Below are 13,551 nucleotides of genomic sequence, written 5' to 3'. Positions count from 1 at the left end.
CGGTCGGACCGAGCGCTGTTCACGCTCGCGTGACGATCCTGCCGCGCACCTCGCCGAATCCGATGCGCGAGTTGCCCGGGCCGGGCGCGTCGGCCGAGATGACGATCTCGTCGCCGTCCTCGAGGAAGGTGCGGGTCTCACCCCGCACGATGATCGGCCGCGCACCGCCGCTCGTCAGCTCGATGAACGAACCGCGTTGGTCCTGCCCCGCGCCGGAGATCGTTCCGGAGGCGAACAGGTCCCCCGTCCGCGCCGTCGCCCCGTTGACGGTGAGATGGGCCAGCATCTGCGCGGGAGACCAGTACATCTGTCCGTAGGGCGGTCGGCTGACCCGCTCCCCGTTCCAGCGCACCTCGAGATCGACGTCGAGCCCCCATGGCCGCGCCCCGCGCAGATAGGGCAGCGGCACCGGGAGTTGGGGCGGGGTGTGTATCCAGGCGTGGCTCAACGCCGCCAGGGGCACGACCCACGGCGAGATCGAGGTCGCGAAACTCTTGCCGAGGAACGGCCCGAGCGGAACGTACTCCCACGCCTGGATGTCGCGGGCGGACCAGTCGTTGACGACCACCGCCCCGAACACGTGCTCGGCGAAATCGTCGACGCCGATCGGTGTCGTGGACGGCACGCCGACGACGAATCCGAGTTCGGCCTCGATATCCAAACGCGTACTCGGCCCGAATTCCGGGTTGTCGGCACCGGGGGCTCGCCGCTGTCCTTCGGGTCGCACGATATCGGTCCCCGACACCACGACGGTGCCCGCTCGACCGTGGTATCCCACCGGCAGATGTTTCCAATTCGGCAGCAGCGGTTCGGTATTCGGCCGGAACAGGCGACCGAGGGCGACGGCGTGGTGTTCGGAGGCGTAGAAATCCACGTAATCGGCCACCTCGAACGGCAGATGCATCCGCACCTCGGTCACGGCGTGTAGAACACCGTCGGGCACCTCGCCCGTCCCGACGAAACCCCGTAGTCGCTCCCGCACCTCCGCCCACCGCGCCGGACCGCGCGACATGAACGCGTTCAGCGAACCCGTCGTGAAGACCGGGTCGCCGAAGACCGCGCCGAGATCCAGGACGTGATCGCCGAACCGGACACCCGCGCGTGGCGTGAGTTCCGCGGTGGAGAAGATGCCGAACGGGAGATTGTCCGGGCCGAAGAGGGAGTCGTCGGGAATCGACAGACCGGTCACGCCGGACCCGCTGCCTCGCGGACGTCGCCGGGACCGCGACCGGCCCACGTCCACGCGTAATCCGGGTCCTCGCAGGCGAAAGCGCCTTCCCCGAGTTCGAGCGGCCGGAAGGTGTCCACCATGACGGCCAGTTCGTCGAAGAACTCGGCCCCGATGCTGCGCTCGTACGCGCCCGGCTGCGGCCCGTGGGCGTGACCGCCCGGATGTAGCGAGACCGAACCCGCCCCGATCCCGGATCCCTTGCGCGCCTCGTAGTCGCCGCCGCAATAGAACATGACCTCGTCGGAGTCGACATTGGAGTGGTAGTAGGGAACGGGGATCGCCAACGGGTGGTAGTCGACCTTCCTCGGCACGAAATTACAGATCACGAAATTCGCGCCCTCGAATACCTGGTGCGCGGGCGGGGGCTGGTGCACCCGTCCGGTCAACGGCTCGAAATCGGCGATGTCGAACGTGTACGGGTAGAGACATCCGTCCCAGCCGACCACATCGAACGGGTGTGTCGGATAGACCATCCTGGTGCCGACGACACCGGAGGAGCCCCGATGTTTGACCAGCACTTCGACGTCACCCGTGACGGTGGCGAGCAGGGGTTCACCCGGACCGTGCAGATCCCGCTCGCAATACGGGGCGGATTCGAGCAACTGACCGAAGCGTGACAGGTAGCGCTTCGCCGGAACGATATGGCTGCCCGCCTCGATCGCGTACGCCCGCAACACTTCGTCACCGCGGGGAATCCAGCGGTGTGTCGTCGCACGGGGGATCACGACGTAATCGCCCCGGCGCGCGTTCAACACACCGAAGACGGTTTCGACCGACGCCTCGCCCGACTCGAGGTAGACCACCTCGTCGCCGATCGCGTTGCGGTACAGCGGGGACGGCGCACCCGCCACCACGTAGGAGATGCGGACATCGGCGTTGCCGAGGATCAGCAGCCGCCCGGTGACGACGTCGGTCCCGGCTATCGCGTCGGCGTCGAACAGCGTGCGCAAGCGTAGGTGGCGCGGGCGTAGCGGATGATTCGGCACCGACGTCTGATCCGGTAACTCCCACACGGTGGCGTCGACGATCGCCGAGGGAATGTGACGGTGATACAGCAGCGACGAATCCGAGGAGAAGCCCTCCTCCCCCATCAACTCCTCGTAGTACAACGCGCCTTCCTGGCTCCGGTGCTGCGTGTGACGCTTCGGAGGAACCGAGCCCACCGATCGGTAATACGGCACGTGGCACTCCTCGGATGTCGATGCGGATGGACGCCGATCATCAGAAGTTATCGGTTCGAGCTGTGTCGGATCGCGGAAAGCGGGCATTGCTGCCCCATGGTGACACTGCGCTCCCGACTTCCCGCGACGACGGGTCGGCTGTTCTCGCGTTCCCATGACGGTCCCGCGTCCGGCGCGTCGCGCGTCCGGACGAGCACTCCCCGGGTGCACCGGGGACACGAGGCCGTCCTCGTCCTCGGGATCGGCTCGGCCGTACTCGGACTATTGGTCGCGATCTGGCCCGACAAGACGGTCCACTCGTTGGAAATGCTGCTCGGCGCGGGCATCGCCCTCGGCGCCGGAGTACAGATCTACCTCGCGATCGCCGCCCGATTCGCGACACCGTTGCGCGCCGTGCTGGCGCTGTGCGGAATGCTGACCGCGGCGCTGGCGCTGTTCAACGTGGTGGGCGGCAACTCGATTCCGTTGCTGTCGATCTGGCTCGGAGCGAGCTGGGCGATCGGCGGTGTCGGCCAGGCGACGGTCTCGGTCTGGGACGATCGGCTGGCCGAACCCGTACGCCACGAACTGACCGGCGTCGCGACCATGCTCGTCGGCATTCTCGTCCTGCTGTTTCCCCCGCAATCGCCGACCGCGCTGGGCTTCCTCGCCGCGGCGGGACTGGTTCTGCTCGGCGCGGCGAATCTGGCCCTGGCCGGAGTCGGCAGCAGCGCCGTCCACGTGGCGTGGACGCAGCGAATTCCCGTATCGCATACCTGAACCCGGGACGGTCAGTACAGATCGAATTCGGGCCGTAGATCAGGATCGGTGGAAGCGCGCCGTTCGCCGAACGCGGCGCGTAACCGTTCCTGTTCGCGACTGAGCAGCGTCCAGTCGTAGCTACAGTCGGGATGTTCGGCGACATCGACCAGCGGGTCGTCGGGATAGTCGAGATCCTCGTGCACGGCGATCACCCGGGCCAGACCGCCGCGCATATCGTCCTCGCCGTGGCCGAGGAACAGCTGGTTGTCGACATAGATGTCCGAACCCACCACGGGCCGATCGGTGAACGTGATTCGTTCGGAACCGCCGGCTCCCATACTCGCCTCCTCCACGGCGTCGAACCACACGGCGCCCTCCGGAGCGTACTGGTCAGTTGGTTGGACCATATCCTTTTCCCGCCCTCGAACCCCACCGAGTCGAACCGTCGCCCGCATTCGACCGTCCCGAGCGGACGGAATCGAGCCCTTCCCCTGCGCTCCTTGCGATCTCGTCCGTCTTCTTCGGCCTCCGCTTCACCACCGAAGGCGTCTACATGCGTTGATCGCAATATCTCCATATCGGCATCTTATAACCCTTACCCGGCCGACGCGCCCAGGAAATCACTCCGCAACGCCCGCCCTCTACGTTGACCCACACCGATGACCACACCCGACGAAGGGCACGCCGTGAACACCTACGCTCTGCCACGCTCCTACGGCGCGACCATGCCCGACTGGGTCTTCGACGAAATCGAGCACTCCCCCGCCGTTCTCGACTCCGACGAACAGCGCATGGCGCTGGTCCACCGGCTCGCGGCACGCAACCCGCGCGAAGGGTCCGGCGGACCGTTCGCGGCGCTCGTCATCGACAGCGCCACCGGCGCGATCGTCGCGGCGGGCGTCAATCTGGTACTGGCCAGCGGGCTTTCGTCCGCCCACGCCGAGGTGGTCGCGCTGTCGCTGGCGCAGACGCGGGTGGGCGACTGGGATCTCGGCGCGGTGGACGCGCCCGATCGCGAACTCGTCGTCAATTGGCGGCCCTGCGCCCAGTGCTACGGCGCGGTGCTGTGGTCGGGGGTGAAACGTCTGGTCATCGCGGGCGAAGGACCGGAACTGGAGCAGTTGACCGGTTTCGACGAAGGACCGATGCGCGAGGACTGGGCCGAACAATTCCGCGGCCGTGGCATCCGGGTCGATATCGGCGTCCAGCGCGACCGCGCGCTCGAGGTGTTCGCCGACTACGGACGCATGGCGGCCGACCGGGAATTCACCGTCTACAACGCGCGCGGCGCCGCCTGAGCGAGGCTCCGCCATCCTCGGGTAACCCGCACCGCAATCACTCCGCCTCCCGGTGCCGCGCACGCGATCACGCCCGCGCGGGTGAGAACACCTGCGGGTTCGCCGCCTCGGCCGCAGCCGACCGGCCTGCCCGCACCTCGGCCACCGTTGCGCTCGAGCCGAATGTAAACGTCGCGCAAACCGCCGAGCGTTCCTAGCCTTTCGGGGCATGACCACGGATCCGCGCGACCCGCCGATCGAGATGGTCGACGCCACGGCGACTGCGGTGGCCGATGACCCGACCGCCGCGCGCGTGGTGTTCCGAACCTCACCCCCATCGTCTGGAGCCCTCGCATGACCGACCCGTCGACGGCCGCGGATCCCACCGCGAGCTGGAGTTTCGAGACCAAGCAGATCCACGTCGGACAACTTCCCGACGGCACCACCTCCGCACGCGCGCTGCCGATCTACCAGACCACCTCCTACACCTTCCGCGACACCGACCACGCGGCGGCGCTGTTCGGATTGACCGAACCCGGCAATATCTACACCCGCATCATGAATCCCACCCAGGACGCGGTCGAGCAGCGCATCGCCGCGCTCGAGGGCGGTGTGGCCGCACTGCTGCTGTCCTCCGGACAGGCCGCCGAAACCTTCGCGATCCTGAATATCGCCGGGGCCGGCGACCACATCGTGTCGAGCCCGCGGCTGTACGGCGGCACCTACAACCTGTTCAGGTACACGCTGCCGAAACTCGGTATCGAGGTGTCCTTCGTCGACGATCCCGACGATCTGGAGCAGTGGCGTTCGGCGATCCGCCCGAATACCAAGGCGGTCTACGGCGAGACGATCTCCAACCCGCAGAACCACATCCTCGACATCCCCGGTATCGCCGAGGTCGCCCACGCCGCCGGAGTTCCGCTGATCGTGGACAACACGGTGGCCACTCCGTACCTGATCCAGCCGCTCGCGCACGGCGCGGATATCGTCGTGCATTCGGCGACCAAATATCTCGGCGGGCACGGCACCGCGATCGCGGGTGTCATCGTCGACGGCGGCGGTTTCGACTGGCGCGGTGGACGTTTCCCCGGTTTCACCGAACCCGACCCCAGCTACCACGGCGTCGTCTACGCCGATCTCGGCGCTCCGGCGTACGCGCTCAAGGCCAGGGTGCAGTTGCTGCGCGACCTCGGTTCGGCCGTGTCGCCGTTCAACGCCTTCCTCATCAGCCAGGGCCTGGAAACACTGAGCCTGCGCATCGAACGGCACGTGAGCAACGCGAAGGCCGTCGCGGAATTCCTCACCGAACAGCAGGGCGTCACCTCGGTCGCCTACGCGGGGCTGCCGTCCTCGCCGTGGTACGAGCGCGCGCTGGCGCTGGCCCCGAAGGGCGCGGGCGCGATCATCGGATTCGAACTCGCGGGCGGTGTCGACGCGGGCAAGCGTTTCGTCGAAGCGCTCACCCTGCACAGCCACGTCGCCAATATCGGTGACGTCCGGTCGCTGGTCATCCATCCGGCCTCGACCACGCATTCCCAGCTGACCCCCGAGGAGCAGCTCGCCGCCGGTGTCACGCCGGGGCTGGTCCGCCTCGCGGTCGGCGTCGAGGGGATCGACGACATCCTCGCCGATCTGCGCACCGGATTGGCTGCCGCCAACGCGTGATCCGTCGTCGGGGCGGTGGGCCGAGGTCCACCGCCCCGACGCGCGCTCCCGCGACCTCTCCACCGGACGCTCGTCCACCGATGGCCGCGACGCGCGGTGACACATACGATGTTCGTGCGTCGCGAGGAACGCGCGACGCCGGTCGATGAGCGCAGTCGGATCCCCCGCACGCAGCACGCGCCGGGCCGAGGTAGCCGTCGACCCGCGAGGTGCATATGGACCCGAACTCCGGATCCTGGATGTCGTACTCCCGATATGTCGCCATCGGAGACAGCCAGACCGAAGGCGTCGGGGATCCCGACGGCATGGGCGGCTATCGCGGGTGGGCCGACAGGTTCGCCGAATTGCTCGACGCGGCGTATCCGGGAGCGCACTACGCGAATCTCGCGGTCCGGGGCCGACGGGTCGGGCAGATCCGCGACGAACAGCTCGAGCAGGCGATCGCCCTCGATCCGGATCTCGTCACGGTCATGGCGGGTATGAACGATCTGATCCGGCCGCGCTTCGACCGGAAACCGCTGCTCGCCGATCTCGACATCATCTTCGGCGCGCTCATCGACACCGGCGCGACCGTGGTCAGCTTCACCTATCCCGATATCGGCGGCATCGCCCCGCTGGTGCGCCCGCTCTCACCGCGCATCTACGCGCTGAACGACGATCTGCGCACCCTGGCCGCGGAGCACGGTGTCGTACTCCTGGACTTCGAACTGGTCGAGGCGACCACGCATCCACTGGTCTGGTGCGACGATCGCCTGCACCTCGGCCCGCTCGGGCACGATCTCGTCGCCCGTGCCGTGGCCGACGCCCTGAGGCTGCCCGGCTCCGGCGACACCTGGCGCGATCCGCTGCCCCCGGCTCCGCACGCGAGCACGCTCACCGCGGAATCGGGGTGGGCGATCCGTCATCTGCTGCCGTGGATCGGCAGACGGATGCGCGGAACCTCCTCCGGCACCGGACTGTCCGCCAAACGCCCCGACCTGTTGCCCGTGGTGCTCTGACCGCGACCGACGGTCGATCAGGAGGCGGCCCGGGTCGCCGCGATCTCGAGGTACTCGGTACACGCGCTGCGTGAGGCGGGCCCGAAGACGACCTGGGCCCCGCCCGGCGACTCGGCGAAACACGGCCACAGCGCGTACCGCTGCGCCGCGTCGAGCAGGACGAAGAAGTCCTCGATTTCCTCGAAAGGCCCCATAGCTCACCTCACCGTCGCACGGCGGCTCGTCCGGTCGACTTCGGAAAACCCGAGGTACCGGTTGTGCCGAACTTCCGCCGGACTCCGAATTCCCTGATGCTGAACGAGTGCTTAGCATGACTGGCAGGGTTGATTTATAGCACTCACCGGGAAGGGAGGCAACAGGCCGTGCGCCACCGCCTCCCGGGCACCTATATCGACGCCTGAATCAGGTCCAGAGCACCGCGACGAGGACGTTCACGATCGCGAGTCCGCCCGCCGCATGGGTCATCCACGGGATGTCGTTGCCGCGTTTCGCGTCCGCCCGGCCCATCTCCGCGAAGGCCGCGACGAGGATCGCGATCACCAGCTTGACCCCGACTTTCGCGTTGTCGGGTTCCTTGCCGATCGAATCGATCGCCGAGGCCATACCGACCAGGATCAGTCCCGTGATGATCTGGGCGCGCGCACCCCACACCATCAGTTCCGAGACCTTCGGCTGCCCGGCGACATATCCGCCGACCACCGCCGCCATACCGAGCAGATGTGTCACGACCACGACGTTGTAGACGACTTCCGGCGCACTCACGTTGCGAACTCCCAACCGTTGAACGGGGACCGATGACGTCCGTTCTACCGTGCCGATCCCCGGTGGCCGCGTGCGGGACCGACCCTCGCACCACGAGTCACCCGGCCCGCGAACCGGTTCCACCGGGCCGACCCGAAAACGCGAGCGTGGCGCGGCGGGCGACCGGACCGGATTCGCCTATTCTGTCCGGCATGATCGGCGGACTCGACGCGACCGAAACGCTGGAACAGCCAGGATATCGACCGGACGCGGGCGGATTGGTCGCGATGCTGTCGGAGGCCGCGCGACGCCTCGACGAGGTCCCGTACGCGCCACAGCCCGCGGTCGTGATGCTCGCCCGATGCTTCCACGGATTCGCCGCGGCGGGACTGTCCAGCACGGCGCTCTACGAGCATCACGTGCCCCGTCCGCACGAATGTCTGCCGGTGGCACAGGAATGCGAGGCGATCAGCTACGAACTGATCGAGGTCATCGGCGAACATCGTCGTCTCGAGTATCGACTCGACCAGCACGCGATCGTCGAACAGCTCGCCGATCCCCTGCTGACCACCATCGGTCCCGACCTGACCGAATGTGTCACGCAGACACTGCGATTGGCGCAGCGACTACGCGAGGTCCTCGACCACCTCGCGGACGATGCCACCGCACCGCCGGAGGTGCGCGAGGTGGCCGCCGTCGCGGCGCGGTCGGCCGAATACCTGCGAAGCCAGTACGAATAGCGGGCGCGCGGGTGGCTTCCCGCACGCCCCTTCGTCACTCAGCGTCCGGCGCGCCCGCACCGCCGTCTCATCGACGACGGGTCGCGTAGACCTCGTGCAATTCGGTGCCGATCAGCGCCGCGTCCTGTCTGGTGCGCGCCGTGAATCCCTGCCTGCTCAGCAGATCGCAGACCTGGGCGAGGCGGCCATCGATATCGTGGACCTCGGCGACGACGGCGCGGATGCGGGGCCAATCGCCCTCGGCGACACCGCGCAGCACATCCATCTCGGCTCGCTCGACATCGATCTTGAGTACGCCGATCTCGCTGTCGGGCGCGTGCTCGTCGATGATCGCCGACACGGTGGTGACCTCGACGTCGATCTGCTCACCTTCGTGGAGTTCGGCGGTGATCATGTCGATCGCCTCGTCGGGCAGGCCGCTGTTGCGCAGGAAGACCTTGGTCGCCTCGTCGTCGGCCGCGCGGTCGGCGTAGAACCCCGAATTCGCCGTTGCCCGCGGGTACCAGGTGAACGGCAGCGTTCCGCGTTCCGCGCCGACGGCGATGCGCAACGGAATACCCCCGGGCACATGGGAAGCCACGTTCCGCTCCAGGCAGTCGAACGTCGCCGGAGCCGGTTCGGCGGTGACGACCTTGACCCCCGGGCAGGTGTCGGCGAACATCATCGCGCTGAGGCCGATATTGGCCCCGATATCGATGGCGACGTCGGAGGGCCGCAATTCCGCGGCGGCCAGCCGGTAGAAACCGGTCGTCGACATCTCGCCCCACAGCATTCGCGCCTCGGCCGGACTCGTACAGGCGATCATCCTGCCGTCGTCCAACCGAAGCTGTTGAATCTGAGAAGAACTCGTTTGCATACGTTCACGAACCTTTCGAGGATCACTCCGATGAGGACAGCAGAGAACTTGATCGAACTCGAGATGGTGTGCCGAACGCCGTCCATGATTCATCCGCGCCCGCGCTCACGCAAGAACCGGGTCGGACGCGCGTCACCCGCGCGGGGACGGGAGCCGCGCGGGGACGGGAGGCGCGGGGTTCAGCGGGCGGCGTCGGCCAGGATGTCGGCGGGCGTGAGTGCCGCGGTGATGGTGTCGACGGTGACACCGGGCATCAGGTCGCATTCCGCGCCCCTGGTGACCATGCGTAGCGGGGTATCCGCGGGAATGTGGCGGCGCAGGTGCGCGGCGATGGCGGCCGCCTGGCCGAGGGTGCCCGCGATGGTGAGGCCGCGATCGTCCATCTGGGCGTAGCAGAGGTCACCGGGCTCCTCGATATCGGCGCGGATCCGCAGCAGCTCCTCACGACCCCCGCCGTGGAAGTGGATGCCCGCCCGCGCCGTATCGGTGAACACCTCGGGCCGGTAATGGGCCATCGCCTCGAAGACCAGGGTGCGCAACGGCACGCGCCCGCGACCTGTCACCGGAGTTGTCACCGCCGGGCCGTACACGCCGTAGTCCGAGAAATACCACTTCGAATGACGCTCGACGATCACTGCCACGCTGTCTCCTCACGACTCGAAACGCACCTGTCGCGCTCGGGGACGGTTCGGACCACGAACGCGTGTGTATCTCAGGACGCGGGACGACGTCCGAGGCGAGGATCACTCCCGGAGAACGCCCGCCGTAACGGCAGGGGCGCATCGTCGAACGGGCTGTGACGACGGTGCACCACCTCGGTATTCGTAGCAGACCGCCGACCCGGCGGCGGCGCAACGACCCGATCCGTTACGCGAGTGAGCCCGTATGCCGTCCTCGGCATACGGGCTCGACACACCGAGAGAACAGGTGTCGGGAACGACTGCTCCCGCACCTGCTCTCGGTCGGCGCGATCAGCGCACCGAGCGGCTGCGCCCGGTCACCAGACCGACCAGGAACAGCAGGATCACCGCGCCGCCGAGGCAGGTGAAGAAGCTGAACCACAGGCCGCCGCCCTCGACGTCGACATCGAAGAGCTTCAGGACGAACCCGCCGAGCAGGCCGCCGATGACACCGACCACGATATTGAGCAGAATGCCCTGTTGCGCATCGGTTTTCATGATCTTGCTGGCGATCCATCCGGCCAGGCCGCCGATGATGATCCATCCGATGATTCCGAGACCGAGCATCGTGTTCTCCCATTCTGGAGCCGAGCGCCTCACCGTTCGAGTCGCTTCGCCCACGGCATACCCCGCACGAGGGCGCTCAATCGAGCAGAATCACACCGTCGGAGTCGACGGGTGGCCCCGGTCGTCTCGACCGGACGGATCAGGTCGTGATATTGTTCCAGACACTTGTCCAGTGCACTGTCTTATTATTTCCGTACCGGACACACAGCCGTCACCACCGACCCATCGAGCACCGTGATGTCGAGCAATTTCGCAGACCTTTTCGAACAGACCGCCGACCGCGTACCCCACCGTGCCGCGGTGGTCCACGGTGACCGGACCGCGACCTTCGCCGAACTCGACGTCCGCGCCAATCGAATAGCCCACACGCTCGCCGCGCGCGGGGTGGGCCTGGGCACCCACGTCGGCTACCTGATGCACAACAGCATCGAGACCGTCGAGACGATCCTCGCCTGTTTCAAACTCGGCGCGGTGCTGGTCAACGTCGGCTACTGGCACGGGTGGGCCCAGATCCGGCACCTGTGCGATCACGCCGATCTCGAAATCCTCGTCCATCACCGCTGCTACGAACCGGCGGTCGCCGAGGCGCGTCAGAGCCTGCCGAATCTGCGCCACACCATCGCGGTCGCCGACGAGTTCACCGAGCGCAGGCAGGCGCCGAGCGCGGCGTCCGCGGAAACGGATCTGCGCGCGGGCCTGCCGTTCCGCCCGCTCTCGGCGCGCGGCGGCGAGGATCTGATGCTCGTCTACACGCTCGGCACCACGGGACCGCCCAAGGCGATCATGTGGCAGCACCAGGATCTGGCGCGGGTACTCGCGGGGAGTATGGATTTCCACCTCGACCGACTCGGCGCGCGCAGACTGCGCGGCTCCCACCAGGGCGCCGGTCATCCCGAATGGCTCGTCCTCGTTCCGCTCGGCGACGCCGCGGGCGTCATGCCGACGCTGACCGCGTTGCTGTGCGGCCACACGGTGGTGCTGACCTCACGATTCGATCCGGAGGAGATCTGGCGGATCGTCGCGGAGAAACGTCCGCAGGTCCTGGTGTCGGCGGGCGACGCGATGGCGCGGCCGCTCCTCGACGCCTATCGCCGACGCCCGACCGACGCCACCTCGCTCACGACCATCGCCTCCTGCGCCGCCCCGCTGTCGCAATCGGTGAAGAACGAACTGCTCGAACAATTCCCGTGGACCGACGTCTTCGAATCCATCGGATCGTCGGAAACCGGATTGCGCGGCGCGGGCGTGGCCCGCAAGGACGACGATCTCGCCCGCCGCTCCCGCTTCCACCTCGCCCCCGGCACCGTCGTCGTCGACGCCGACGGCGCGCCGACCGAGACCGGGGCCGAAGGGTATCTCGCGGCGACCAGAAATCTTCCGCTCGGCTATTACAAGGACCAGCGCGGCACCGATTCCCTGCTGCGGGCCACCGCGCGGGAGTCACTGGCCATCTCCCAGGATGTCGCCAGGGTCGAATCGGACAGCACGATCACCTTCATCGGCCGCCGGGACACCTCGATCGAGATAGCGGGCGTGACGGTCTTCGTCGAAGAGATCGAGAACGTCCTCAAATCGTTCGACACGATCGGCGACGCGATGGCGATCGCCCTACCCCACCCCGGCAGGGGCAGTCAGATCGCGGCGCTGGTCTGCTCGACGGACGGGACGACCTTGTCCTCGGCGGCACTCAAACGACACCTGTGCCGTCATCTGGCCTGGTCGAAAGTGCCGCGGCTGATCTGGTCGGCGCCGACCCTGCCGCGCTCCCCCAGCGGCAAACCCGACTATCGCCGGGTCCAGAGTTACATCGCCGAACGCGTTCCCAATCATGTGCTCGCGCCACGCGGCCCGGCGTGAGCCGCGGCGGATATCGCGCGGCGGGAATAGGAACGCGACGCCCGGCGCTGATCGTGACACGTTCGATTCGTAGGGGAGGGCGTCATGTCCCTGACGCTGGTGGTGCTGATCGCACTACTTCCGGCCGTCGCGGTGCTCGCGGCATACACGACGGTGACGTTGAGCTACTGGTGGGAAATGCGGAAATCCGTCGAACCCGCCGCGATACAACAGAATCCGCCCGGTGTGGAACGACCGCGCTGATGTCGCGTTCCGGCGTGCGCCGCGATCACCCGGCCGCCCGCCCGCCCGCGGCCGGTAGCGCGCCGTGGTAGAAGTATCGGCCCAGACCCACCGTGAAGACGATGATTCCGTAGATAGAGTGCTCGACCGAGGCCGTGAACAGTGACTGCGTTCGCAGGTATCGGGTCGCGAAGATCCAGCCGCCGACGGCACTCGCCGCCACGGAGAACCAGCTCCCGAAGATGATGTGCACGTAGCCGAAGGCGGCCGCGCTGGCGGCGACCGCGCCGACACCGTCACCGAAGATCGGCGCGTAGCGGTGCAGGAGAAACGACCGGAAGATCACTTCCTGCGGATACACGCTCACCACGGGATAGGCCAGCATCACCGCGAGCCAGATCCGCGGATTCCGTCGCGGTAGGTCGAACAGATCGGCGCGCCGGAACACCGCGACGGCCGCGGACAATCCGAGCGCGCTGGTCGCCGCGGCCGCCGCCATCGACGGGCTCTGCGCGCGCAACGCGCCCGCCCGCCAGAATCTGCCGCGATCGAAATCCGGTGCGCGGCGCAGATACAGCACGGCCCCCGAGGTCAACGCCAGCAACGCGGGAATCGGCGACCTACCGCGCGTCACCGCGTTGTACACCGTCGGTCCACCGAAGAACAGCACCGCGTATTCGGCTCCGAGATATGCCCGCCGCAGGCGTGGAATCCTCACGCGCGTCAACCTATTCGCCGCGCTCCCGACCACCGCTTCGCGCAGCCGAACCGCGGGTGGCACGAACGCGAATTCTT

Annotated in this window: 16 protein-coding genes; 7 read left to right on the top strand and 9 right to left on the bottom strand. The window is 67.4% G+C overall.

Translation table 11 applies throughout. From position 1 onward, the window contains the following. Nucleotides 1-19: 19 nt before the first annotated feature. Together fahA and JZ792_RS13465 are read right to left on the bottom strand one after the other, a co-directional pair. Nucleotides 20-1,189 carry a fumarylacetoacetase gene (gene fahA, locus JZ792_RS13470; protein ID WP_216910566.1) on the bottom strand — a complete coding sequence of 390 codons (1,170 nt, stop codon included), beginning with the start codon at nt 1,187-1,189 and terminating at the stop codon, nt 20-22. Beyond that, nucleotides 1,186-2,412, bottom strand: coding sequence for a homogentisate 1,2-dioxygenase (locus JZ792_RS13465; RefSeq protein WP_216910563.1), 1,227 nt, complete (start codon nt 2,410-2,412; stop codon nt 1,186-1,188). Before JZ792_RS13465 ends, fahA begins: the two co-directional genes overlap by 4 nt. Before the next feature lie 96 nt (nt 2,413-2,508). Between JZ792_RS13465 and JZ792_RS13460 the strand changes: the two genes are divergently transcribed. Beyond that, nucleotides 2,509-3,171: a DUF308 domain-containing protein gene (locus JZ792_RS13460; RefSeq protein ID WP_216910561.1), complete on the top strand. Its 663-nt coding sequence runs from the start codon at nt 2,509-2,511 to the stop codon at nt 3,169-3,171. Between the two features lie 11 nt (nt 3,172-3,182). On the opposite strand, the gene JZ792_RS13455 is transcribed toward JZ792_RS13460, so the two are convergent. Then, the gene (locus tag JZ792_RS13455; protein WP_216910559.1) at nt 3,183-3,560 is read right to left on the bottom strand and encodes a hypothetical protein; all 378 of its coding nucleotides are present in this window, start codon (nt 3,558-3,560) and stop codon (nt 3,183-3,185) included. A gap of 252 nt (nt 3,561-3,812) precedes the next feature. On the opposite strand from JZ792_RS13455, the gene JZ792_RS13450 reads away from it, so the two are divergent. The 3 genes from JZ792_RS13450 (at nt 3,813) to JZ792_RS13440 (ending at nt 7,093) form a co-directional block, all read left to right on the top strand. Beyond that, entirely contained in the window at nt 3,813-4,451 is a 639-nt protein-coding gene (locus JZ792_RS13450) for a nucleoside deaminase (RefSeq protein WP_254189764.1), read from the top strand. Between the two features lie 333 nt (nt 4,452-4,784). Then, entirely contained in the window at nt 4,785-6,095 is a 1,311-nt protein-coding gene (locus JZ792_RS13445; RefSeq protein WP_216910557.1) for a bifunctional o-acetylhomoserine/o-acetylserine sulfhydrylase, read from the top strand. Between the two features lie 239 nt (nt 6,096-6,334). After that, on the top strand, nt 6,335-7,093 hold the full coding sequence (locus tag JZ792_RS13440) for an SGNH/GDSL hydrolase family protein (protein WP_254189763.1): 759 nt from the start codon (nt 6,335-6,337) through the stop codon (nt 7,091-7,093). A gap of 17 nt (nt 7,094-7,110) precedes the next feature. Here the strand turns inward: JZ792_RS13440 and JZ792_RS13435 are convergent, their stop codons facing one another. Together JZ792_RS13435 and JZ792_RS13430 are read right to left on the bottom strand one after the other, a co-directional pair. Beyond that, nucleotides 7,111-7,287: an MbtH family NRPS accessory protein gene (locus JZ792_RS13435; RefSeq protein ID WP_216910553.1), complete on the bottom strand. Its 177-nt coding sequence runs from the start codon at nt 7,285-7,287 to the stop codon at nt 7,111-7,113. Nucleotides 7,288-7,495: 208 nt separating this feature from the next. Next, the gene (locus JZ792_RS13430) at nt 7,496-7,801 is read right to left on the bottom strand and encodes a hypothetical protein (protein ID WP_216910724.1); all 306 of its coding nucleotides are present in this window, start codon (nt 7,799-7,801) and stop codon (nt 7,496-7,498) included. A 245-nt stretch (nt 7,802-8,046) separates the two neighbouring features. Here JZ792_RS13430 and JZ792_RS13425 point away from each other — a divergent pair, with 245 nt between their 5' ends. Beyond that, nucleotides 8,047-8,574, top strand: a complete 528-nt coding sequence (locus JZ792_RS13425; protein ID WP_216910545.1) for a hypothetical protein — start codon at nt 8,047-8,049, stop codon at nt 8,572-8,574. 67 nt (nt 8,575-8,641) lie between these two features. Here the strand turns inward: JZ792_RS13425 and JZ792_RS13420 are convergent, their stop codons facing one another. The 3 genes from JZ792_RS13420 to JZ792_RS13410 all read right to left on the bottom strand — a co-directional run bounded on the left by JZ792_RS13420 (nt 8,642) and on the right by JZ792_RS13410 (nt 10,677). Further along, on the bottom strand, nt 8,642-9,379 hold the full coding sequence (locus tag JZ792_RS13420; protein WP_216910543.1) for an FkbM family methyltransferase: 738 nt from the start codon (nt 9,377-9,379) through the stop codon (nt 8,642-8,644). Between the two features lie 230 nt (nt 9,380-9,609). Next, a complete protein-coding gene (locus JZ792_RS13415) occupies nt 9,610-10,071 on the bottom strand; it encodes a hypothetical protein (protein ID WP_216910541.1) in 462 nt (153 codons plus the stop codon). Between the two features lie 330 nt (nt 10,072-10,401). Next, on the bottom strand, nt 10,402-10,677 hold the full coding sequence (locus JZ792_RS13410; protein ID WP_109530523.1) for a GlsB/YeaQ/YmgE family stress response membrane protein: 276 nt from the start codon (nt 10,675-10,677) through the stop codon (nt 10,402-10,404). Between the two features lie 237 nt (nt 10,678-10,914). Between JZ792_RS13410 and JZ792_RS13405 the strand changes: the two genes are divergently transcribed. Further along, nucleotides 10,915-12,534 carry an AMP-binding protein gene (locus JZ792_RS13405; RefSeq protein ID WP_216910538.1) on the top strand — a complete coding sequence of 540 codons (1,620 nt, stop codon included), beginning with the start codon at nt 10,915-10,917 and terminating at the stop codon, nt 12,532-12,534. Between the two features lie 84 nt (nt 12,535-12,618). Further along, nucleotides 12,619-12,777 (top strand): hypothetical protein, encoded by a 159-nt coding sequence (locus tag JZ792_RS13400; RefSeq protein ID WP_216910536.1) that lies wholly within the window; start codon nt 12,619-12,621, stop codon nt 12,775-12,777. Between the two features lie 25 nt (nt 12,778-12,802). On the opposite strand, the gene JZ792_RS13395 is transcribed toward JZ792_RS13400, so the two are convergent. Further along, nucleotides 12,803-13,474 (bottom strand): CPBP family intramembrane glutamic endopeptidase, encoded by a 672-nt coding sequence (locus JZ792_RS13395; RefSeq protein ID WP_216910534.1) that lies wholly within the window; start codon nt 13,472-13,474, stop codon nt 12,803-12,805. Nucleotides 13,475-13,551 lie beyond the last annotated feature (77 nt).

The sequence above is a fragment of the Nocardia noduli genome (assembly GCF_019038455.1).
GTDB classification, from domain to species: Bacteria; Actinomycetota; Actinomycetes; order Mycobacteriales; family Mycobacteriaceae; genus Nocardia; species Nocardia noduli.
Note: the sequence above shows the minus strand (reverse complement) of the source record. Positions and strands in the feature narration are given on the sequence as shown.